A 24,447-nucleotide genomic window follows, 5' to 3' on the forward strand; every position below is an offset into this window, starting at 1 on the left:
ACTATACTTACCTTGTTTGGATAAATGACTCGAACTCTATAGAAATCAGGGTCGGAAAATGAATCAAACACCTGGAGAGGACCTCTTGGTTCTCTCCTTTTTTCAAAGGAGAAATGATACCGCTTACTCATGTATGCGGATGAAAGGAATAGGAGAAAGATGGATAGACATTTTTTTGAGAAACGCTGTCACTATAGTATAAGAAAATTTGCAATCGGTGCAGCCTCCGTCATGATTGGTGCTAGTATCTTTGGAGCCAATATGGTTCAGGCAGCAGAAACGGCAGCACCTTCAGAAACAGAGGGAAGCATCACCCATGTTCAAGCACTGGATAAGTTACCCGATGATTTAGCCGCTGCGCTTGAAAAGGCGGACGCAGAAGCTGCAACAGAAGCAAGTCATGAAGAAACTCCAGCGACTGATGAGGGAACCAATCCTGCAACAAGTGAAGAGGCAAAACCTGAGACAAGTCCTGCAAGTCCCAAGCCAGCAGAGGTAACAAAACCTGACAATAAACCAGCTGAAACTGCTACGCCCGCACCAAAACCAGCTGAAAAGCAAATCGAAGATAGAGAAGATGTGAACCATCTTGAAGGTGCTACTGCTTCAGCAAACAACCATGAGGCTGGAACCAACTTTACTGCAGATAAGGCTATTGATGGAGATGACAATACTCGTTGGGCTACGGACAAAGATGTACCGAAACCAACCTTCGAATTAACTCTTCCAAAAACTACCCTCATCAAGCATGTGGAAATTGACTGGGATCGTCGTCTTCGCAATGGGCAAAATGACCCAAATATCAAATCTTGGAGTCTCTATTACGCAGGTCAAGAAGACGTGGGCGCTAATGGAGAAAAACAATGGAAACTAGCGCATACCAAGGCTGGAGATCCTGTTTTAGATGAGAAAGTAGACCTAGCTGAAAGTATCAAAGCTAAGTACCTCAAATTGGAGGTCAATGATTATCAAGCGGGAACAATGGGCTGGAGAAACGTTGGAATCCAAGAAATTCGAGCTTATTCAAACGTTCCGGACCATAGTAAGGTAACGGATATCCGCCAAGTAACCGAACTAACAGTAGCAGAAGACGGACAGTCTCTTGTCTTACCAACTTTGCCAGGGAAAGTTAGCCTCATCGGAAGCAACAAGCAAGGTGTGATTGACCTTCAAAATCACATCTATAAGCCTTTGACAGACCAACGCGTCAAGGTCATGGTGCAACAAATCAGAGACAGTCATACCTTTACCAAAGAGTTTGAAGTAGTCATCAAGGGGCTACATCAGGACGAAGGTGTGGGCGTGAAGCCAAAAGTAGCACCAGCTGTTCAACAATGGTATGGGAAAGAAGGCCAATCTTCTATCACTTCAGATACAGTTCTTGCGACAGGAGATTCTGGCTTTGATCAGGCTGCAACCTTCTATCAGTCAGACCTTGCCAGCCGTGGATTGGAACTAGCAACAGGTGACAAGCAAGCTCAAAAACGAATCGAATTTAAAAAGGTTGAAAACAAGGGTTATGGTAAAGAAGGGTATGGCATCACTATCCAAAATGATGTGATTACCATCGAAGCTGCCACAAACACAGGAGCCTTCTACGCCACTCGTACCCTTCTTCAAATGGGAGAAAGTAACCTCCAAAATGGCGAAATTCGTGATTTCCCAAGTTTCAGCCACCGTGGCTTTATGTTGGATACAGGTCGTAAATTTATCCCTTACGACACCCTTGTAGACATCATGCTCAACATGGCTTACTACAAGATGAACGACTTGCAGTTGCACCTCAACGATAACTATATCTTCCTAAAGGAACACTTGGCAGGTAAGAATTTAAGTCCAGAAGAACAACTCAAGTATGTACTTGAACACGCTAAGACTGGTTTCCGTGTGGAGACAGATATTGTTGGTAAGAATGGTCAAAAATTGACATCAGATGAGCACTATACCAAGGAAGAAATGCAAAATCTGATTAAACTTGCCAAGGCCTTGCATATCAACCTAGTACCAGAAATTGACACACCAGGTCATGCACTATCATTTGTCAAAGTTCGTCCAGACCTCATGTATCAAGGTAGTTTGAGCGATTATGCAGGCAAGCACAATGTTGAACGTGTTGCCATGCTCGACCTAGATAATAAATACGATGAAACGCTAGCTTTTGTCAAATCAGTTTATGACAAACTCCTCGATGGTCCAGATGCACCACTTCATGGGGTATCCACTGTTCATATTGGAACGGATGAATACTATGGCAGCAGAGAAAGTTACCGTCGCTATGTCAATGATTTGACCCAATATATCAAGTCTAAAGGTTACACCCCTCGTATCTGGGGCTCACTCAGTGCGAAACGTGGGAACACTCCTGTTGATTGGAACGGAGTAGAGGTTGATATCTGGAGTATCGGATGGCAACGACCAAATGAAGCCATTGCTCAGGGAGCTAAGATTATCAATATCACGGATGTACCGACCTATAGTGTGCCAAGTGGAAGCAATAGTCAAGCAGCCTACGGGGACTATGCTAACTACGAACGTCAGTACAATAGCTGGACACCGAATGATTTTAGAACAGGTGGAGGTCCACTTCTACCAGCTTCTCATCCAAGTATCATTGGTGGTGGGCACGCAGTTTGGAATGATAATATTGACCTTCATGAGACAGGTTTGACCTCTTATGACATCTTCAAACGCTTCTTCAAGAGCATGCAAACCACTGCAGAACGCACCTGGGGATCTGACCGTGCGGCTGCGACCTTTGCAGAACGCACCCTACCAACGAGTCCTTATGCGCCACAGTCAAATCCTGATAAAGAGATTGATCAAAGCGACTTGTTTACCATCAATCCTGAAACAGTCAAGAACTATGCAAGCAAGAAAGTGAAGACAAGCGAGCAGGGATTGGCTTTTGAGAAAGACAGCAGTATCGAAGGCTTGGCTGGTGATGTTGGTCCAAGTCATGTCTTGAAGTTTGATGTAACTGTCACTGGAGACGGAGAACAAACCTTCTCAACAAGTGGGGACAACCGTATCTATCTAGCTGATAAAGACGGCTATCTTGCTTATCAATTTGAACAGTTCCATATCCAATTCAATAAAAAACTTGAAAAGAACAAACGTTATCAAATCTCCATCGTGACCAAACCACAATCTACAGAAGTCTATGTGGATGGTGAAAAGATTGAGCGTATTGCAAATCCAGCCCACCCTCGCTTTGCCCACAATAGCTTGGTACTACCGCTTGAAAGCATCGGTGGTTTCAAAGGAATCTTGCATAGTGCAGAGTTGTCAGACAAACCATTTGTAAATCCTCGCTTGATTTCAAATGATAAGATTACTGCAACCGCAAGCAGTCAGCAACTTCCAGGAAACGCGACTGAAGGCGCTGTTGAAAAGGCCTTTGACAATGATCCAAATACCTTCTGGCATACTAAGTGGACTGGTGACACTGCGCCATACACCCTTACTATGACCTTGAAAGAAGCAGAAAAAGTCAATGGCTTGACGTATCTCCCACGCCCAGGTGGTGGAAATGGTGTCGTGACGCGCTACGAAATCTACGCACAAAAAGATGGCCAAATGGTCAAGGTTTCAGAAGGAAGCTGGGACAACAACGCCCAAGAAAAAACAGTCAACTTTACGGCGGTTCATACCAACAAGATTGAGTTGAAAGTATTGGAAGGCGTTGGTGGTTTTGCAAGTGCAGCTGAAGTTCATCTATTAAAACCTGTCAAAGAAGAGCAAGAAACGCCTGCACCAAGTCAACCAGAAAAACCAACTACACCAGAAAAACCAAAAGTAGAGCAAACAGGTGATGGAACAGTTGAATTGGCAGATCAATTCACTGCAAGTAAACCAGCTAGCGAAGACAGCATTGCAGCTGCTAGCAAGAGCGCAGACTATCTCAAGAAAGAGTACAAGGTCTTCCCAACTCCACAAAAAGTGACTTATGGAGAAGGAGTCACAGCCCTTCGTAAGCAAGTCAATCTGGTCATGGGCGATCAACTCGATATCTATACTCGCAATCGCTTGAAGAGTGTCTTGCAGGACAATCAAGTATCTTATACAACTGGTAAGGCAGCAATCGCTGGCGCAACCAATATCTATCTTGGAGTGCATGGACAAGGCTCACAAGCAGAGCAAAACTTGTCCAATGTTTCAGCAGGTCTCTTTGACAAGATTGACGCCTATGTCTTGAGTATCAAGGATAATTCGATTTCTATCGTCGGAAAAGACACTGATGCAGTCTTCTATGGTTTGACAACCTTGAAACACATGCTCAAGGAAAGCCAAGTACCAGTCCTTCGCAATGTAACAGTAGAAGATTACGCAGAGCTCAAGAACCGTGGTTTCATCGAAGGTTACTATGGAAATCCATGGTCGAATGCCGATCGTGCAGAGCTCATGCGTTATGGTGGCGATTTGAAATTGAACCAATACTTCTTTGCACCAAAAGATGATCCATACCACAACAAGAAATGGCGTGAACTCTATCCAGAAGAAAAACTAGCAGAAATTCGTGAACTTGCTCGTGTTGGAAATCAAAGTAAAACCCGCTATGTCTGGACTATCCATCCATTCATGAACAACCGCATCCGCTTTGGCAATGAAGCGCATTACCAAGAAGATTTGGCAACCATCAAGGCTAAATTTACCCAGTTGATGAAAGTGGGTGTCCGTGAATTTGGTATCCTAGCAGATGATGCACCAAGTCCAGTCGGAGGTTACAATAGCTACAATCGCTTGATGCAAGATATGACCAAGTGGTTGACTGAAATGCAGGGAACTTACAGCGGTCTTCGTAAAGAAATGATCTTTGTTCCTGGCCAGTATTGGGGTAATGGACGTGAGGATGAGTTGAAATCCCTCAATGAAAATCTCCCAAGTTCAACATCCATGACCTTGACGGGTGGTAAGATTTGGGGTGAAGTCTCTGAAAGCTTCCTTTCAACTCTTAAAAATAATCTATCCGCAGGTGGCAAGACCTATCGCCCCGTTTCACTTTGGATTAACTGGCCAGTAACAGATAACTCTAAACAACACTTGATTCTAGGTGGTGGTGAAAAATTCCTTCATCCAAATGTGGATCCAAGCTTGCTATCTGGTATCATGTTAAACCCAATGCAACAGTCTGAACCATCTAAGATTGCCCTCTTTTCAGGAGCTCAATACTCATGGAAACAGTGGAAATCAGAAGAAGAAGCTAAGAAAATCAATGACATTGCCTTCAACTTTGTAGAAAATGGTCATTTTGAAGATAGCAAGGTATCAGCAGCCTTCCGCGAACTTGGTAAGCACATGATCAACCAAAACATGGATAATCGTGTCGTCAAACTAGAAGAATCTGTAGACTTGGCTCCAAAATTAACAGACTTCATGACCAAGCTCAAAGCAGGTCAGGATGTGACTGCAGAACGTGCAGCCTTGCGTGCAGAATTTGCCAAGATTAAAGAAGCAGCCGAACTCTATAAAGCATCAGGCGATAAAAAAATGGTTGCCCAAATCCACTATTGGTTGGATAATGCAATCGATCAAATGAATGCCCTTGATGCCTTCCTTACAGGAACTGAAGCCATGGCTACAAACGATGCAGCCAAACTTTGGGATAGCTACTATAAAGGTTTGAAATTGTACGAACAGTCTCAAACTCACACCTTCCATTATGTAGACCATATGGAAAAAGCTGAATTGGGTGTTCAACATATTCGTCCATTTATCCTATCCTTGAAAGAAGTTCTAGCGTCTGAGGTTCAAAAAGTCTTGCATCCAGATCAAATCATCAGTACCTTTATCACCAATCGAACAGGTGTAGAAGGTGGTTTGGCAGAAGTAACGGATGGCGATTTGGCAACTCATGCGATTATTAAATCACCAAATAGCATCAAGACAGGTGATTATATCGGTATGAAGTTCAACAAACCAGTAGCAATTCGAACCCTGACCTTTGCTATGGGAACGCAGGCTAATCCAAATGACACCTTTAGTAAGGCAGAAGTGCAGTATCTAGATGAAAATGATAACTGGGTAACCTTGAAAGAGCCAAGCTATGTCGGAAATGAATCCCTGCTTAAGTTTGAAAATCTCAATATCAAGGCCAAGGCAGTTCGCATGATTGCGACAGTAGATCGCGAGAATACTTGGTTTGCAGTTCAGGAAATTGCAGTCAACCGTCCAGTTGAAAAAGCTCGTAGCCAACAAGCAACGACAGTTAGTCTAAGCTCAAACTTAGTTTACAAACTAAATACCTCAGCCCGTCAAATCACTGATGGCAAGGACAATACAGAAGCCATGATGGCAAATGCTGACGGTAGCAATACGACTCCAGTAGATGCCTGGGCGCAACTTGACCTCGGTGAAGTCAAGTCAGTCACTAAAGTTCGTCTTCGCCAAGGAACGGGTGATAAGCTTGCCGCAGGTGTACTTGAGTACTCTACAGATGGAACTGCATGGCAAGAGTTGGATCGCCTATCAGGAGAACAAACCAAGGAAGTGACCAGAGCGATCAATGCTCGTTACATCCGAGTACGCAATACCAAGGCACTCGACCTCTGGTGGCGTATCCAAGACTTCTCTGTTGAGACACGCTCTGGAAACAGTGACTTAACAGACACCAACGTTGATGCCTTGAAGGAAACGCCAGTAGTGGATAGCTTGGGCAGTTACGATCTTCAAATTCCAGCTGGAACGAAACTCCCTGCTCATAGCTATCTAGGTATGAAGCTTGACCGTATCCATCAGGTCAAGAGCATCCAGCTCCAAGGCCAAACCAACCCTGCTCTTAGCCTAGAGTATTCTGCAAATGCGCAAGAATGGACGCCAGCCAGCCAGTTGAAAGACAGAACTGTCGCAACCCACTTGGTACGTTATGTTCGTCTGGTCAACAAAACGGATCAGGAACAAGCTGTGACAGCCACTTCTCTCCTTGTGACAACCGAAGAAGTACAACCAACCAAACTAGAATCTACAACTATGGGCATTCATCCAACATACGGAAGCAATGATGTTCGTAAACTAAACAACCTAGATCAACTATTTGACGGTGTTTACAACAACTTCGTTGAGTTTTCAGACTATGCCCATAAAGATGGTCATGTGACCTTGAAACTTGGTAGCGAACGCACTATCAAGAAGATTAGAGCCTACATCCAAGACGGAACTCAAAACTACCTTCGTGATGGTAAGATCCAAGTCAGCCAAGACGGTAAAACTTGGACAGATGTCGTGACAGTAGGAGATGGTGTGGCCAATAGCCAACACGATGATTCACTGACAGATGGTTGGACACATGATTCTAAGATGCCAGGAAATCGCTACATCGAAGGAGAATTGACGACACCAGTCAAAGCGAACTATCTCCGTGTCCTCTATACTGCAGACTATGATGCCCGGTTTGTAGGCTTTACAGAATTGGTCATCAATGATGGTGAATTTGTCAAACCAATCAATGACCCAACAGTAGAAGGAAGTAGTGGAGAAAGCCAAGGTAATCTTTATAATAATCTTGTAGACGGCAAAGTCTTGACCAGCTACAAGTCTGAAAAAGACAAGGGCGAGTTGGTGTATCACTTGTCTGAACCAACCAATGCCAACCACCTTCGTCTCGTTTCCAGTCTTCCTGAAGGAGCTAAGGCACGTGTTCTTGCTAGAACACTCAAGGATGGTCAAGACAGTTGGACAGACCTCGGTGCCATTACATCTAGTCTCCAAACCTTCGCTATCCGAAATGGTGGCTCTCTTCTAGACGTCAAATTAGTCTGGGAAGGTGGCAAGGCTGAGTTTTATGAATTGGCGAGCTTCTATCAAGAATTAACAGAGGAAGCTGTTCAATCAAGCAAGGGTGAAGAACCAGCACCCGTTCTTGAGGTTCCTGAATTCACAGGTGGTGTCAATGCAGTTGAAGCCCTAGTACATGAACTTCCAGAGTACACAGGCCCAGTAGCGACAGTAGGAGACCAAGCTGCTCCAACAGTAGAGAAACCTGAGTTCAAGGGCGGTGTCAATGCAGTGATGGCTCTAGTGCATGAATTGCCAGAGTACACAGGTCCACTTGGTACAGCAGGAGATCAACCAGCACCGACGGTCGAGAAACTGGACTTTACAGGTGGTGTGAACGCGGTAGAAGCAGCAGTACATGGAGTACCAGAGTACACAGGTCCACTTGGTACAGCAGGAGACCAACCAGCACCGACAGTTGAAAAACCAGAGTACAAATTGAACTTAAGTCCACTCGCTGATACTAAGACTCCAGAAGTTAAACAGGATGATCAGAAGGAGCTTCCAGCAACAGGTGAAAGCAAATCTGATACAGCTCTCTTCCTTGCAGGCGTTAGCCTAGCTCTATCCGCTATCTTTATCGCGAAAGGGAAAAAGGAATAGCATCTGATTACCTTTGTTTTTGACAAATTTTAGCATCAAGAGAAAGTGAAAAGACAGCTCCATAACCTCTATAATAGTTAGAGAAACTATTAAAAGAGTTATGGTGCTGTTGGGATAAACTATTGAGCTATAAAGAATAAAAATCCTGAGAATTTTACTTCTCAGGATTTTGCTTATTGTTGCGGTTGACTTGGTTGGTTTTGCTCAGCAGGTGCAGTGTCTGATTGTTGAGGAATCGTCTGCGTTTGACTTGTGTTTGGAGTAGTTGAACTTGACTGAGAAGTCGAGCTCTCAGATGTTGAGCTAGAACTTTCAGATGTCGAACTTTGTTGTGTAGATGATGAAGGGGTCCACGTATTGCGTGCTCCATTCTTAAAGACAAATTCTCCGCTTCTGTAAAGGCCTTCAGGCATGGTCCAATCTCCTGGGTGATCATCAGTTGAGAGATAGGTCATCATTGAACGGTAGACCTTAGCTGCAACGTAGAAGCCATCACCAACGATAGGAGTAAGTCGGTTAGAGTAACCGGTCCAGACAGCCATTGAATATTTACGAGTATAGCCGACAAACATTTCGTCTGGAGCTACATAACCAGAGTTCTTGATGTATTTCTCGATTTCATCATCTGTATAGTTTGATGTACCAGTCTTACCAGCTTGTGGTAACCATGATAGGTAGGCACCACGTCCTGTTCCGTAGGTTAGGACCGTTTTCATCATTTCTGTCATCATGTAGGCAGTAGTTTCTTTCATAGCGCGTGTTCCTGAATCAGAAAACTCTTTTGAACTACCATCACTAAAGATGATTTTGTTGATGTACATTGGCTTATGGTAAATACCGCCATTGGCAAAGGCAGCATAGGCTGCGGCCATTTTTTCACTGCTTGCCCCGTACTTTTTGTTAGATTCGGTTGTGTTACTGGAAATCGCGTTGGCATAGGGCATATCTGGGTAGTCAATACCGAGTCCATTTAGGAAGGTCTTGGCTCTATCCAAACCGACTTTATTCAAGGTTTCTACAGCTGTAACGTTCCGTGATTGTTGAAGAGCATACTGTAACGTGATGTTTCCAAAGTAACTCTTATCCCAGTTGTAGACAGGGGTGTTGGTCCCAGGATAGTTATAAGGTACGTCATGAACGATAGCAGCAGTTGAGTCGTAGATGTCATACTCCAAGGCTGGCGCGTAATCTGTGATGGGTTTCATGGTTGAACCCCAGTCACGGTTGGTTTCGACAGCTTGGTTCATACCGAAGGAAACATTGCTTGATTGGTGACGGGCACCTAATTGAGCGATGACTTTTCCATTTGTGACATCTACGATGGTAGAAGCTACTTGCAACTCATCATCTGGATAATTAACGTATTCGTCGGTATTGTAGATATCCCAGAGACGTTGTTGAACGGCTGGATCAACATTGGTATAAACTTCCATTCCCGTTGTCAAAAGGTTGTAGCCTGTTTCTTGTTCGACTTGATCAATCACTTCTTTGAGGTAATTGTCCATATACGGAGGATAGCTATTAGCAGATTTTAGACTTTGAAGTCCGTCTGTAATAGGAGTGTTAATGGCTTTTTCGTATTGTTCGGCTGTAATGTAACCTTGTCCCTTCATCTCGGAGAGAACCAGATCTCGGCGTTCTTGTGCCGCTTCTGGATGAGAGTAGGGATCATACTGATTTGGAGCCTGGGGCATTCCAGCTAGGAGAGCCAATTGAGGTAGACTTAAATCTTTGAGGTCTTTACCATAGTAGTTTTGGGCTGCCGTTTGCATCCCGTAATTTCCGTTGGACATATAGACCTTGTTGATGTAGTAAGTTAGGATCTCTTGTTTGGTTGCTTTTTGTTCTAACTGAACGGCTAGCCAAGCTTCCTGTGCCTTACGTGAAAGTGTTTGATCAGATGTTGACGTTGAGAAATAGGTTAGTTTAATCAACTGCTGTGTCAAGGTAGAACCACCTTGAAGACCACCCCCACCACGAAGGTTTCGTAAGGAAGCGCCTAGGATACGAATCGTATCTACTCCTCGATGACTGAAGAAACGATGATCTTCAATAGAGACAATTGCATTGACCAGCTCCGTAGGGATTTCATTAGCCTGTGCATTGACACGGCGCTCAGAACCCAGATCAGCGATAAGTTCATTTTTGCTGTCATAGATCTTACTAGACGTTGTAGCGACTAGTTTGCTTTCGGATAGAGCCGGAGCCTTGCTTACATAGTACAGAAAAAGGCCTCCACCTAGCATAATAGCTGCGATAAATAAGGTCAAAAGGCAGATACTGACATACTTAGCTATTCGCAGGAAAGTTTGTTTGTTCATCTTGTTTTACCACCTAGTAAATGTTCTTTGATAACTTCGAGATAGGGAATCTGTGGAAAGGCACCAGGCTCAATCCTATATCCATTTTCTCGAATATATCCAAGTGGCATTGACTTTTGTCCCATATCTTGATGATAGAAACGAATCAAATCAATGGCCGGCAATAAGTAGGTTTCTTGCTGAGAAGAAAAGTGAAGGAGGACAAAGCAGATTCCTTGCTGGGCAAGAACTTGTTCCATATGCTGGATCTGATGGAGATGGAAATTCTTCATCGGAATCGCATGTTTTTGCCTAGTTTCCTTTGCTTCAAAGTCGATGTAGTATCCATCATAAACCCCTGAATAGTCAGTCGTTGAGGCCTGTCTAAAGTAGGCTTCAACGATCTTGGCTCGACTTCGTTGGGGATAGTCGACACGTACGATTTGGATGGGAGTCGGTTTCTTGTGAATCACTGCCAATCCATGTGACAAATAGTAGTCGTTCGTAGCGTTGATCATCTTTTCAAAAGACATTCCCCGATTTGCGAAATTTTTAGTTTGTGACGGGGGGGCTTGTCTCTTCTGTGATGAAAGTTTATGTGGATAGTTGACCATAATTCTCCTTATTGGTACAATAACATCACTCTATTATATCATAAATTTACAAAGAAAGGGTTAAAAATGACAACAGCCTTGATTTTAGGCTATTCAGCCTTCGACCTTGGGCTCTTTAATGACAAGGATATTCGCGTTGATATTATCAAAACTGCCATTCGGAGAGATCTAGAACGTCTAGCAGAAGAAGGGGTGACCTGGCTTGTCTTTACAGGGACTCTGGGCTTCGAGTATTGGGTGCTTCAAGTGGCAAAAGACATGAAAACAGACTATGGCTTTCAGTTGGCAACGATTTTTGCCTTTGAAACCCATGGTAGTAACTGGAATGAGGCCAATCAAATCAAACTCAGTGAGTTTAAGCAGGTTGACTTTGTCAAATATGCCTATCCACAATATGAGCACAAGGGGCAACTACGTGATTATCAGAAATTTCTGCTGGAAAATACGGATGGATGCTACCTGTTTTATGACGAAGAAAATGAAACCAAGTTACAGTATTTTTACCAGATGATGAAAAATCAAGAAGGCTATATTACAAAAAGATTAACATTTGAGGATCTGAACGAAATGGTGGAAAATTTTTCCGAAAAGTGAGGCTTTGACCTTGATTTTTGTTTGTCTTTTTTTATATAATAAGAATAGCAATCAAGAATGGAGAGAGAAATGGCAAGTATTATTTTTTCAGCAAAAGATATTTTTGAACAAGAGTTTGGACGTGAAGTTCGCGGATATAGTAAGGCAGAGGTAGACGAGTTCCTAGATGATGTGATCAAGGATTATGAGACTTACGCAGCTTTGGTCAAATCTCTTCGTCAGGAGATTGCTGATTTGAAGGAGGAATTGTCTAACAAGCCACAGGCAAGTTCTACTCAACAAAGTTCTATCGAAGTAACAAGTTCTACTCCAATGACAAATTTTGATATTTTGAAACGATTGAATCGACTTGAAAAAGAAGTATTCGGTAAGCAAATTGTAGACAATTCTGAGTTATAATTAGGTGTCTATTAGATGCAATTTTTGGATAATCGCGTGAAGAGAATCCCTTTTCATGAGGAAAGTCCATGCTAGCACAGGCTGTGATGCCTGTAGTGTTTGTGCTAGGCGAATCCATAAGCCTAGGGACGAGAGATCGTTACGGCAGTCGAAATGGCTAAGTCTTTGGATAGGTCAGAGTAGGCTTGAAAGTGCCACAGTGACGGAGTCTTTCTGGAAACAGAGAGAGTGGAACGCGGTAAACCCCTCAAGCTAGCAACCCAAATTTTGGTCGGGGCATGGAGTGCACGGAAACGAACGTAGTACTCTGACTGCTATCAGTTATAGGCTGTTAGCGGTAGACAGATGATTATCGAAGGAAGTGGTCCTAGTCACTTCTGGAACAAAACATGGCTTATAGAAAATTGCATATAGGTTGGGGCTGAGAACTTTTTCTCAACCTCATTTTTTAAAGTGAACAAGAGAAAGGTCTTGCAAGACTAGAAATGAAAGAAAAATTTAATTTAATCGCAACTGCTGCGGCGGGTCTCGAGGCTGTCGTTGGACGTGAGGTGCGAGACCTGGGCTATGATTGCCAGGTTGAAAATGGCCGTGTTCGTTTTCAAGGAGATGTGAAGGCAATCATCGAGACCAACCTTTGGCTTCGTGCAGCTGACCGTATCAAGATTGTAGTTGGGAACTTTCCGGCTAAGACCTTTGAAGAACTTTTCCAAGGAGTTTTTGCTCTAGATTGGGAAAACTATCTCCCGCTCGGGGCACGTTTCCCTATTTCAAAGGCCAAATGTGTCAAGTCTAAACTGCACAATGAGCCTAGTGTTCAGGCTATTTCCAAGAAGGCGGTTGTGAAGAAACTGCAAAAGCACTATGCCCGTCCAGAAGGGATTCCCTTGATGGAAACTGGTCCCGAGTTTAAGATTGAGGTATCTATTCTCAAAGATGTGGCAACTGTCATGATTGACACGACAGGTTCTAGCCTCTTTAAACGTGGTTATCGTACGGAAAAGGGTGGAGCGCCTATCAAGGAAAATATGGCAGCGGCCATTTTACAACTCTCTAACTGGTATCCAGACAAGCCTTTGATTGATCCGACCTGTGGTTCAGGAACTTTCTGTATCGAGGCGGCTATGATAGCTAAAAAGATGGCGCCAGGACTTCGCCGTTCCTTTGCTTTTGAGGAATGGAACTGGGTCAGCGATCGGTTAATCCAAGAAGTTCGCACAGAGGCGGCTAAGAAAATTGACCGTGAACTTGAACTGGATATCATGGGCTGTGATATAGACGCTCGTATGGTAGAAATTGCCAAGGCCAATGCTCAAGCAGCTGGTGTAGCTGGAGACATCACTTTTAAGCAAATGCGGGTACAAGACTTGCGCACAGACAAAATAAATGGTGTTATCATTTCCAATCCGCCATATGGTGAACGTTTGTCGGATGATGCAGGAGTTACCAAGCTCTATGCTGAGATGGGACAAGTCTTTGCACCACTGAAAACCTGGAGTAAGTTTATCCTGACGAGTGACGAAGCTTTTGAAAGCAAGTACGGAAGTCCAGCTGATAAAAAACGCAAACTGTATAACGGAACCTTAAAAGTGGATTTATATCAATACTTTGGTCAGCGTGTGAAGCGCCAAGAGGTAAAGTAGAAAGGAAGACAGATGAGTAAAAAAAGACACAATCGTCATAAAAAAGAGCATCAAGAATCCAAATTTGATTTTGACGAGGCGAAAGATCTGACAGTTGGTCAAGTCATCCGTAAAAACGAAGAAGTTGAAGCTGGAGTATTGCCTGAGGACAATATCTTGGATAAATACATCAAACAGCACCGCGAGGAAATCGAAGCCGACAAGTTTGAAACACGTCAATTTAAAAAAGAAGAACTGCAGGAAGCTCAGGCTCAAGAAGAATTGACGACACAGGAAGTCTCAGAAATCACTGAAGAGTCGGCACCAATCATAGAGGAACCCGAGACAGTTTCAGAAGAAACGGTGTCAGACTCAGTGGAAACTACAAGCTCGGATGTGATTTTGCCTCCTTTGGGAGAAGAAAATCAAGACTTGGAACCGCTTGTGTTGGAAAAGCAAGAGCCAGCAGAGGTTGCTGATGAGAAAGAAGAGGAAGGGACGGCTCTACTTTCACGCTCAGCTCAGGCAGAATCAGAAACAGTTTCTAATTCTAAAAAGAAGCGCGTGTTTGTTATCGGTTCAGCCTTGGCAGCAGCCCTTATCTTGGCAGGTAGTTACTATATCTATCGTCAAGTAAATCGCTCCAACCAAGCCATCCAGTCTTCCCAGTCTTCTTCTAGTAATCAAGAAACACAAACAGCCCTACAAGAGTTTAATGCCCTCTACGATGCTTTTTATACAGATGCTAATAAAACGGCTTTGAAAAATAGTCAGTTTGACAAGTTGGACCGACTCAAGGCTCAACTAGATAAACTCGAAGGTAGCCGAGAGCACACTCTGGCCAAGTCTAAGTATGATAGTTTAGAAGCTCAAATCAAGGCTGTGCAAGAAGTGAATAATCAGTTTGAAACTCCAGCAATTACCGACGGTGTCTTGGATACCAATGCAAAGGTCAAGGCAGATGCTAAATTTACAGAAATTAAAACAGGAAATACAGAGCTAGATAAACTGTTAGATAAGGCCATTAGCCTTGGTAAGAGCCAGCAAACAAGCGCCTCTAGTTCAAGTTCAAGTAGCAGTAGTCAGGAAAGTTCAAGTACAACGACTGATAGCAGTACGAGCAGTTCGTCTGCTTCATCAAGTTCAGCATCTGCCAGCAGACCAGAAAGTGGAGGTTTGTCTAGCGATGGTGTCAATCTTCAAAGAAGTGCTAGTCGTGTACCGTACAACCAATCAGCTGTAGATGATAGCAACAACCCTGCCTGGAATTTTGCTGATGGTGTTTTGGAACAAATCCTAGCAACATCACGCGCTCGTGGTTATATCACTGGTAATCAATATATCCTAGAACGGGTCAATATCGTAAACGGAAATGGTTATTACAACCTCTACAAACCAGATGGAACCTATCTCTTCACCCTCAACTGTAAGACTGGATACTTTGTTGGTAATGGAGCTGGTCACGCAGATGATTTGGATTACTAGGAGTCCGTTACAAAATTCTTTCCTTTCATAGGTAAAAATGATAAAATAAAACATATTAAACAAGAGGAGTGTCACATGACAAAAGCTAACTTTGGTGTCGTAGGTATGGCCGTAATGGGTCGTAACCTTGCCCTAAATATCGAATCTCGTGGCTATACAGTTGCCATTTACAACCGTAGTAAAGAAAAAACAGAAGATGTAATTGCCTGCCATCCAGAAAAGAACTTTGTACCTAGCTACGATGTAGAGTCTTTCGTTCAATCTATCGAAAAACCTCGTCGTATCATGCTCATGGTTCAAGCTGGACCTGGTACAGATGCAACTATCCAAGCTCTTCTTCCACACCTTGACAAGGGTGATATCTTGATTGACGGAGGAAACACTTTCTACAAAGATACCATCCGTCGTAATGAAGAATTGGCAAACTCTGGTATCAACTTTATTGGTACAGGGGTTTCTGGTGGTGAAAAAGGTGCCCTTGAAGGTCCTTCTATCATGCCTGGTGGACAAAAAGAAGCTTATGAATTGGTAGCAGATGTTCTCGAAGAAATCTCAGCTAAAGCACCAGAAGATGGCAAACCATGTGTGACTTACATCGGTCCTGATGGAGCTGGTCACTATGTGAAAATGGTTCACAACGGTATCGAGTATGGGGATATGCAATTGATCGCAGAAAGCTATGACCTCATGCAACACTTGCTTGGTCTTTCTGCAGAAAACATGGCTGAAATCTTTACTGAGTGGAACAAGGGTGAATTGGACAGCTACTTGATCGAAATCACTGCTGATATCTTGAGCCGCAAAGACGATGAAGGCCAAGATGGACCAATCGTAGACTACATCTTGGATGCTGCGGGAAACAAAGGAACTGGTAAATGGACTAGCCAATCAGCACTTGACCTTGGTGTGCCATTGTCACTTATCACTGAGTCAGTATTTGCGCGTTACATCTCTACATACAAAGAAGAGCGTGTACATGCTAGCAAGGTCCTTCCAAAACCAGCTGCTTTCAAATTTGAAGGAGACAAGGCTGAGTTGATCGAAAAGATTCGTCAAGCCCTTTACTTCTCAAAAATCATTTCTTACGCACAAGGTTTTGCTCAATTGCGTGTGGCTTCTAAAGAAAACAACTGGAACTTGCCATTTGCGGATATCGCATCTATCTGGCGAGATGGCTGTATCATCCGTTCACGTTTCTTGCAAAAGATTACAGATGCCTACAATCGCGATGCAGATCTTGCTAACCTTCTTTTGGATGAATACTTCTTGGACGTTACTGCTAAGTACCAACAAGCAGTTCGTGATATCGTAGCTCTTGCTGTTCAAGCTGGTGTACCAGTGCCAACCTTCTCAGCAGCCATTACTTACTTTGATAGCTACCGTTCAGCGGACCTTCCAGCTAACTTGATCCAAGCACAACGTGACTACTTTGGTGCCCACACTTACCAACGTAAAGACAAAGAAGGAACCTTCCACTACTCTTGGTATGACGAAAAATAAGTAGGTCTGCCATGGGGAAACGGATTTTATTACTTGAGAAAGAACGAAATCTCGCTCATTTTCTCAGTCTGGAACTCCAAAAAGAGCAATACCGTGTTGATCTGGTCGAGGAGGGGGGAAAAGCCCTCTCCATGGCTCTCCAGACAGATTATGACTTGATTTTACTGAATGCTCGTCTGGGGGATATGACGGCCCAGGATTTTGCAGACAAGCTGAGTCGGACAAAACCAGCTTCAGTGATCATGGTCTTGGACCATCGCGAAGAATTGCAAGACCAGATTGAGACAATCCAGCGCTTCGCCGTTTCTTACATCTATAAGCCAGTTATTATTGATCAGCTGGTGGCTCGTATTTCAGCGATTTTCCGAGGTCGGGACTTTATCGACCAACACTGTAGTCAGATGAAGGTCCCAACGTCTTACCGCAATTTGCGTATGGATGTAGAACATCATACCGTTTATCGTGGCGAGGAGATGATTGCTCTGACGCGCCGTGAGTATGACCTTTTGGCCACTCTCATGGGAAGCAAGAAGGTCTTGACTCGTGAGCAGTTGTTGGAAAGTGTTTGGAAGTACGAAAGTGCGACAGAAACTAATATCGTGGATGTTTATATCCGTTATCTACGTAGCAAGCTTGATGTAAAAGGTCAAAAAAGCTACATTAAAACCGTACGTGGTGTTGGTTACACCATGCAAGAATAGAGAAGCAGTTGCAGTTGTGTAACTGCTTTTTTTGAGAAGTTTCTATATATTGACATACGGTAAAGTCTTTGCTACAATCGTTTCAGGAGGATACAAGGAATGAAAGTATTGAAAAAAATCATGCAAGTTGGATTAGCAGTGTTTTTTCTTGGTCTTTTAGCGACAAGTACAGTATTGGCGGATACCACAGGTGGGCAGTTTGTTGATAAGGACAATAGAAAATACTATATAAAAGATGACCATAAAGCGATCTATTGGCATAAAATAGACGGTAAAATGTACTATTTTGATGATGATGGAGAAATGGTAGTCGGCTGGCAATACTTAGAAATTCCTGGGACGGGTTATCGTGATGATTTATTTGATAATCGTCCAGTTTTCGAAATTGGCCTTCAATATAAATGGTACTACTTTGATCAAGATGGGGTATTACAAGAATTTGTTGGCTGGCAACAATTAGAGGTTAAAGATTCATTAACTGTTGGTAAAAAATATGGTGAAGGCTTTGAAGGGCCAGAAGTTCTTAAATTAGCAAATTATTACTTTAATGAAGATCATTCTTTAAAAACAGGTTGGCTCTACGATCAATCTAATTGGTACTATCTAGCAAAAACAGGTCATTTAGGAAAAGACTACCTTGGTGGTGAAAGACGTGCGGGTTGGATAAACGATGATTCGACTTGGTACTACCTAGATCCAACAACTGGTATTATGCAAACTGGTTGGCAATATCTAGGTAATAAGTGGTACTACCTCCGCTCATCGGGAGCTATGGCAACTAGTTGGATTAAAGATGGTTCGACTTGGTATTATCTAGATGCTAAAAATGGAGATATGAAGACAGGCTGGGCTTATGTCGGTAACAAGTGGTACTATCTCCGTTCATCAGGAGCTATGGCAACTGGTTGGATTAAGGATGGTTCGACTTGGTATTACCTACATGCAAATAATGGCGATATGAAGACTGGTTGGTTCCAGGTTAATGGTAAATGGTACTACGCATATAGTTCAGGTGCTTTAGCAGTGAATACAACTGTAGAAGGCTATTCTGTCAACTATAATGGCGAATGGGTCCAATAATGAAAGAGGCGATTGTGAAGGAAACAATCGCTTTTTTTGTGAAAATATAATAAAATAGATAGGAGAAAATACTACTGTATGAAATGAGACGGTCTTTCCGTCTGGTTAAAGGAAAACATGACAAAAAAAGTTGGTGTCGGTCAGGCACATAGTAAGATTATTTTAATAGGGGAGCATGCGGTCGTTTACGGTTATCCTGCCATTTCCCTGCCTCTTTTGGAGGTGGAGGTGACTTGTAAGGTAGTTCCTGCAGCGAGTCCTTGGCGTCTCTATGAGGAGGATACCTTGTCCATGGCAGTTTATGCTTCGCTGGAGTATTTGGATATCAAAGAAGCCTGTATTCGCTGTGTGATTGACTCAGCTATTCCTGAAAAACGGGGGATGGGTTCGTCAGCAGCTATCAGCATAGCGGCCATTCGAGCTGTTTTTGACTACTATCAAGCCGACTTGCCTCATGATGTGCTAGAAATCTTGGTCAATCGGGCTGAGATGATTGCCCATATGAATCCTAGTGGTTTGGATGCAAAAACCTGTCTCAGTGACCAACCTATTCGCTTTATTAAAAACGTTGGATTTACAGAGCTTGAGATGGACCTATCCGCCTATTTGGTAATTGCAGATACGGGTGTGTATGGTCACACTCGTGAAGCTATCCAAGTGGTTCAAAGTAAGGGCAAGAATGCCCTACCGTTTTTGCATGCCTTGGGAGAATTGACCCAGCAAGCAGAAAATGCAATTAGACAAAAAGATGCTGAAGGATTGGGACAAATCCTCAGTCAAGCTCATTTACATCTAAAGGAAATTGGTGTCAGTAGCCCTAAAGCAGACTCCCTTGTTGCAACGGCTCTTAACCATGGTGCTCTGGGTGCCAAGATGAGTGGTGGTGGGCTAGGAGGCTGTATTATCGCCTTGGTAGCCAATCTGGACCAAGCGCAAGAACTAGCAAAACGATTAGAAGAGAAAGGAGCTGTTCAGACATGGATCGAAAGCCTGTAACAGTACGTTCCTACGCAAATATTGCCATTATCAAATATTGGGGAAAGAAAAAAGAAAAAGAGATGGTTCCTGCTACTAGCAGCATCTCTCTGACTTTGGAAAACATGTACACAGAGACGACCTTATCTCCTCTACCGACGGATGCGACTGCTGATGCCTTTTATATCAATGGTCAGCTTCAGAGTGAGGCTGAGCATGCCAAGATGAGCAAAATCATCAACCGTTACCGTCCAGAAGGTGAGGGATTTGTCCGTATCGATACCCAAAACAACATGCCGACTGCGGCTGGCTTGTCATCCAGTTCTAGTGGTTTGTCCGCCTTGGTCAAGGCTTGCAATGCTTATTTCCAGCTTGGCTTGAATCGGAGCCAGTTGGCGCAGGAGGCTAAGTTTGCCTCAGGGTCGTCCTCTCGCAGTTTTTATGGACCGCTAGGTGCTTGGGATAAGGATAGTGGAGAGATTTACCCTGTAGAGACAGACCTGAAACTAGCTATGATTATGTTGGTGCTGGAGGACAAGAAAAAACCAATCTCTAGCCGTGATGGGATGAAACTCTGTGTGGAAACCTCGACGACTTTTGATGATTGGGTTCGCCAGTCTGAGAAGGATTATCAGGATATGCTGGTTTATCTCAAAGAGAATGATTTTGCTAAGGTTGGGGAATTAACGGAGAAAAATGCCCTAGCCATGCACGCTACGACCAAGACTGCTAGTCCAGCCTTTTCTTATCTAACGGATGCTTCCTATGAAGCGATGGACTTTGTCCGCCAACTTCGTGAGCAAGGCGAGGCTTGCTACTTTACCATGGATGCTGGTCCTAATGTCAAGGTCCTCTGTCAAGAGGAAAACTTGGAGCATTTATCAGAAATCTTTGGTCAACGTTACCGCTTAATTGTGTCAAAAACAAAGGATTTGAGCCAAGATGATTGCTGTTAAAACTTGCGGAAAACTATACTGGGCGGGTGAGTATGCTATTTTAGAGCCAGGACAGTTAGCCTTGATAAAAGCTATCCCCATCTATATGAAGGCTGAGATTGCTTTTTCTGACAGCTACCGTATCTACTCAGATCTGTTTGATTTCGCAGTGGACTTGACGCCAAATCCTGACTACAGTTTGATTCAAGAAACGATTGCTTTAGTGGAAGATTTCCTGACTTATCGAGGTCAGGATTTAAGGCCTTTTTCTCTAGAAATCCGTGGCAAAATGGAACGGGAAGGGAAAAAGTTTGGTCTGGGTTCTAGTGGTAGCGTTGTTGTCTTGGTGATCAAGGCCCTACTGGCTCTATATGATATTACGGTTGATCAGGAACTCTTGTTCAAGCTGGCTAGCGCGGTCTTGCTCAAGCGAGGCGACAATGGTTCCATGGGGGACCTTGCCTGTATTGTGGCAGAAGATTTGGTTCTCTACCAGTCTTTTGATCGAAAGAAGATAGCTGCTTGGTTGCAAGAAGAAAGCTTGGCGACAGTTTTGGAGCGTGACTGGGGCTTTTCTATCTCACAAGTGAAACCAACCCTAGAATGTGATTTCCTAGTGGGATGGACCAAGGAAGTGGCTGTATCGAGTCAAATGGTTCAGCAAATCAAGCAAAACATAGGCCAGAACTTTTTAACTTTCTCAAAAGCAACGGTATCTGCTTTGGTAGAAGCCCTGGAGCATGGGAATGCAGAAAAAATTATCGAGCAGCTGGAAACAGCCAGTCAGCTTTTAGAAGGTTTGAGCCCAGATATTTACACACCTTCGCTGAGACAGTTGAAAGAAGCCAGTCAAGATTTGCAGGCTGTTGCCAAGAGTAGTGGCGCTGGTGGTGGTGACTGTGGCATTGCCTTGAGTTTTGATGAGCAATCAACTGAAACCTTAAAAAATCGCTGGGCCGATCTGGGGATTGAGCTCTTATACCAAGAAAGGATAGGACATGACGACAAATCGTAAGGACGAGCACATCCGCTATGCCCTTGAGCAGAAAAGTTCCTATAATAGCTTTGATGAGGTGGAGTTGATTCACTCTTCGCTACCGCTTTATGACCTAGATGAAATCGATCTTTCGACAGAATTTGCAGGTCGAAAGTGGGACTTTCCTTTTTATATCAATGCCATGACGGGTGGGAGCGAAAAAGGTAAAGAAATCAATCAAAAACTGGCTCAGGCGGCAGAAGCCTGTGGGATTTTGTTTGTGACGGGATCTTATAGCGCAGCCCTCAAAGATCCAACAGATGCCTCTTTTTCTGTCAAATCTAGCCGTCCAAATCTCCTCCTTGGAACCAATATTGGCTTGGACAAGCCTATCGAGTCAGGACTTCAGACTGTAGAAGCGATGAATCCTCTTCTCCTCCAAGTGCATGTTAATGTCATGCAGGAATTACTCATGCCCGAGGGAGAAAGAAAGTTCAGAAGCTGGCAATCGCATCTGGCAGACTACAGCAAGCAAATCCCTGTTCCTATTATTCTCAAGGAAGTGGGTTTTGGGATGGATGTGAAGACCATCGAGAGAGCCTATGAACTAGGTGTTCGAACGGTTGACCTGTCGGGCCGTGGTGGTACTAGCTTTGCCTATATCGAAAACCGTCGCAGTGGTCAGCGTGATTACCTCAATCAATGGGGTCAGTCTACTATGCAGGTCCTTCTCAATGCCCAAGACTGGAAAGACAAGGTCGAACTCTTGGTCAGTGGAGGCGTTCGAAATCCTCTTGATATAATTAAGTGCTTGGTATTTGGTGCCAAGGCTGTAGGACTGTCACGTACCGTTCTGGAATTGGTTGAAAGCTATACCGTCGAAGAAGTGATTGGTATTGTTCAAGGCTGGAAAGAAGATCTGCGTTTGATCATGTGTGCCCTTAATTGTGCAACCATAGCGGATCTGCAAAACGTAGACTATATTCTTTATGGCAAACTCAAAGAAGCAAAAGATCAGATGTAGAGAGGTCGGGACAAGAATCCCGCCCTTTTTTGTAGTCTTTTGTCCAACGGTAGTGGGCTGAAAGAACCTAGCTTGTACGAGCGATTTCTGTCCTATCTCCTTTTTCCATCCTCAGACCGAGGTGACTTTTTTGAATTGTGATAAAATAGAAGGGAGAGGATGCGTCTATGAAAAAATTTCAAATCTTTTTATTTATTGAAGCCTGTCTGTTGACGGGAGCTCTGATTTTGATGGTATCAGAGCATTTTTCGCGTTTTCTGCTGATTTTATTCCTCTTTCTTCTCCTGATACGCTATTATGCAGGCAAAGAGGGCAACAACTTTCTCCTCCTTGTGGCTACCATTCTTTTCTTTTTCATCGTCATGCTCAATCCTTTTGTGATTTTAGCTATCTTTGTAGCAGTCATATACAGTCTCTTTCTTCTCTATCCGATGATGAATCAAGAAAGAGAGGAGACCGACTTGGTCTTTGAAGAGGTAGTGACGGTTAAAAATGAAAAGAATCGCTGGTTTGGCAATCTCCATCATTTTTCTAGTCACCAGACCTGCCAGTTTGATGATATCAATCTCTTTCGTCTCATGGGAAAGGACACCATTCATCTAGAAAGAGTCATCCTAACCAATCATGACAATGTCATTATCCTTAGAAAGATGGTCGGAACGACTAGGATTATCGTACCCGTAGATGTGGAAATCAGCCTCAGTGTTAACTGTCTTTATGGAGATCTTACCTTCCTTCATCAACCTAAGAGATCCCTCCGCAACGAACACTATCATCAGGAAACCAGAGACTACCTCAAGAGTAACAAGAGCGTCAAAATTTTCCTAACCAGTATGGTTGGTGATGTGGAGGTAATCAGAGGATGAAAAAGCAATCCTATCTGTTAATCAGCCTGACTTCTTTCCTCTTTATCCTCTTTTTGGCTAATAGTCTGCTTGATATTCTCAATCTTGATTGGTCCTATTTGCTACAGGATATTGAGAAAACGGAGAAACTCATCTTCTTGATCTTGGTCTTTAGCCTTTCCATGACCTTCTTTTTTGTCCTCTTTTGGCGCGTGATGGAAGAAATTTCTCGCAGAAAAATGCAGATCAATCTCAAGCGACTGCTAGCAGGAAAAGAGGTGATTCCCTTTGCAGATCCAGATTTGGATGCCAGTTTTAAGTCCTTGTCTGGCAAACTCAATCTCTTGACAGAAGCTGTTCAAAAGGCTGAAAATCAAAGTCTGGTCAAGGAAGAAGCAATCATCGAGAAAGAGCGGAAGCGGATAGCACGTGACTTACATGATACGGTTAGTCAGGAGTTGTTTGCGGCCCATATGATTTTATCAGGTGTCAGCCAGCAGGCTTTGAAGCTTGATAGAGAAAAGATGCAGACCCAGTTGCAAAGTGTTGCAGCCATCCTAGAGACAGCCCAGAAAGATCTGCGGGTCTTGCTCCTACATTTGCGACCTGTAGAGTTGGAAGAGAAGAGTTTGGTTGAAGGAATTCAAATCCTTTTAAAGGAGCTTGAGGACAAGAGTGACCTCAAGGTTAGTCTCAAGCAGAATGTGTCTAAATTGCCTAAGAAGATTGAAGAACATATCTTCCGCATTTTGCAGGAGTTGATCAGCAATACCCTTCGCCATGCCCAGGCCTCATGCCTAGATGTCTACCTCTATCAGACAGATGTTGAATTGCAGCTGAAGGTAGTGGACAATGGGATTGGTTTCCAGTTAGGGAGCTTAGACGACTTGAGTTATGGACTGCGAAATATCAAGGAGCGGGTTGAAGATATGGCAGGAACGGTTCAACTCTTGACAGCTCCCAAGCAAGGACTGGCGGTTGATATCCGTATTCCCCTGCTAGACAAGGAATCATAAAGGAGTAG

At 43.6% G+C, this 24,447-nt stretch carries 16 protein-coding genes and 1 other RNA gene; 15 read left to right on the forward strand and 2 right to left on the reverse strand.

The genetic code is table 11. The annotated features are described in order from the left end of the window. Window positions 1–159 precede the first annotated feature (159 nt). Window positions 160–8,373, forward strand: a complete 8,214-nt coding sequence (locus FQT28_RS01750; RefSeq protein ID WP_143989222.1) for an SIALI-17 repeat-containing surface protein — start codon at window positions 160–162, stop codon at window positions 8,371–8,373. Window positions 8,374–8,546: 173 nt separating this feature from the next. Here the strand turns inward: FQT28_RS01750 and pbp1a are convergent, their stop codons facing one another. Together pbp1a and recU are read right to left on the reverse strand one after the other, a co-directional pair. Beyond that, the gene (gene pbp1a / locus FQT28_RS01755; RefSeq protein WP_143989223.1) at window positions 8,547–10,694 is read right to left on the reverse strand and encodes a penicillin-binding protein PBP1A; all 2,148 of its coding nucleotides are present in this window, start codon (window positions 10,692–10,694) and stop codon (window positions 8,547–8,549) included. Beyond that, window positions 10,691–11,287, reverse strand: coding sequence for a Holliday junction resolvase RecU (gene recU, locus FQT28_RS01760; protein WP_143989224.1), 597 nt, complete (start codon window positions 11,285–11,287; stop codon window positions 10,691–10,693). The genes pbp1a and recU overlap by 4 nt, the downstream gene beginning before the upstream one ends. Window positions 11,288–11,353: 66 nt before the next feature. Between recU and FQT28_RS01765 the strand changes: the two genes are divergently transcribed. From FQT28_RS01765 to FQT28_RS01830, 14 genes are all read left to right on the forward strand, one after another. Beyond that, window positions 11,354–11,881 carry an SLOG family protein gene (locus FQT28_RS01765; RefSeq protein WP_143989225.1) on the forward strand — a complete coding sequence of 176 codons (528 nt, stop codon included), beginning with the start codon at window positions 11,354–11,356 and terminating at the stop codon, window positions 11,879–11,881. Window positions 11,882–11,950: 69 nt separating this feature from the next. Continuing rightward, on the forward strand, window positions 11,951–12,280 hold the full coding sequence (gene gpsB / locus FQT28_RS01770) for a cell division regulator GpsB (protein WP_000146526.1): 330 nt from the start codon (window positions 11,951–11,953) through the stop codon (window positions 12,278–12,280). 20 nt (window positions 12,281–12,300) lie between these two features. Further along, an RNA gene (gene rnpB / locus FQT28_RS01775) (RNase P RNA component class B) lies at window positions 12,301–12,682 on the forward strand. 83 nt (window positions 12,683–12,765) lie between these two features. After that, window positions 12,766–13,923, forward strand: coding sequence for a THUMP domain-containing class I SAM-dependent RNA methyltransferase (locus tag FQT28_RS01780; RefSeq protein WP_143989226.1), 1,158 nt, complete (start codon window positions 12,766–12,768; stop codon window positions 13,921–13,923). A 12-nt stretch (window positions 13,924–13,935) separates the two neighbouring features. Further along, a complete protein-coding gene (mapZ, locus tag FQT28_RS01785) occupies window positions 13,936–15,387 on the forward strand; it encodes a cell division site-positioning protein MapZ (RefSeq protein ID WP_143989227.1) in 1,452 nt (483 codons plus the stop codon). A gap of 75 nt (window positions 15,388–15,462) precedes the next feature. Beyond that, the gene (gene gndA / locus FQT28_RS01790) at window positions 15,463–16,887 is read left to right on the forward strand and encodes an NADP-dependent phosphogluconate dehydrogenase (RefSeq protein WP_084947036.1); all 1,425 of its coding nucleotides are present in this window, start codon (window positions 15,463–15,465) and stop codon (window positions 16,885–16,887) included. A gap of 11 nt (window positions 16,888–16,898) precedes the next feature. Then, window positions 16,899–17,588, forward strand: a complete 690-nt coding sequence (locus tag FQT28_RS01795) for a response regulator transcription factor (protein WP_038804114.1) — start codon at window positions 16,899–16,901, stop codon at window positions 17,586–17,588. Between the two features lie 99 nt (window positions 17,589–17,687). Then, window positions 17,688–18,668, forward strand: a complete 981-nt coding sequence (locus FQT28_RS01800; protein WP_143989228.1) for an N-acetylmuramoyl-L-alanine amidase family protein — start codon at window positions 17,688–17,690, stop codon at window positions 18,666–18,668. A 117-nt stretch (window positions 18,669–18,785) separates the two neighbouring features. Continuing rightward, a complete protein-coding gene (gene mvk / locus FQT28_RS01805) occupies window positions 18,786–19,664 on the forward strand; it encodes a mevalonate kinase (RefSeq protein ID WP_125450420.1) in 879 nt (292 codons plus the stop codon). Beyond that, complete coding sequence (gene mvaD / locus FQT28_RS01810; protein ID WP_143989229.1) at window positions 19,646–20,599, forward strand: diphosphomevalonate decarboxylase; 954 nt, start codon at window positions 19,646–19,648, stop codon at window positions 20,597–20,599. The genes mvk and mvaD overlap by 19 nt, the downstream gene beginning before the upstream one ends. Further along, on the forward strand, window positions 20,586–21,593 hold the full coding sequence (locus FQT28_RS01815) for a phosphomevalonate kinase (RefSeq protein WP_125450416.1): 1,008 nt from the start codon (window positions 20,586–20,588) through the stop codon (window positions 21,591–21,593). Before mvaD ends, FQT28_RS01815 begins: the two co-directional genes overlap by 14 nt. Further along, window positions 21,577–22,578 carry a type 2 isopentenyl-diphosphate Delta-isomerase gene (gene fni, locus FQT28_RS01820; protein WP_125449592.1) on the forward strand — a complete coding sequence of 334 codons (1,002 nt, stop codon included), beginning with the start codon at window positions 21,577–21,579 and terminating at the stop codon, window positions 22,576–22,578. Before FQT28_RS01815 ends, fni begins: the two co-directional genes overlap by 17 nt. Before the next feature lie 167 nt (window positions 22,579–22,745). Beyond that, the gene (gene liaF, locus FQT28_RS01825; RefSeq protein WP_143989230.1) at window positions 22,746–23,444 is read left to right on the forward strand and encodes a cell wall-active antibiotics response protein LiaF; all 699 of its coding nucleotides are present in this window, start codon (window positions 22,746–22,748) and stop codon (window positions 23,442–23,444) included. After that, complete coding sequence (locus tag FQT28_RS01830; protein WP_125398569.1) at window positions 23,441–24,439, forward strand: envelope stress sensor histidine kinase LiaS; 999 nt, start codon at window positions 23,441–23,443, stop codon at window positions 24,437–24,439. The genes liaF and FQT28_RS01830 overlap by 4 nt, the downstream gene beginning before the upstream one ends. The last annotated feature ends 8 nt before the right edge of the window (window positions 24,440–24,447 follow it).

Source organism: Streptococcus oralis (genome assembly GCF_901543815.1).
Taxonomy (GTDB): domain Bacteria; phylum Bacillota; class Bacilli; order Lactobacillales; family Streptococcaceae; genus Streptococcus; species Streptococcus oralis_CM.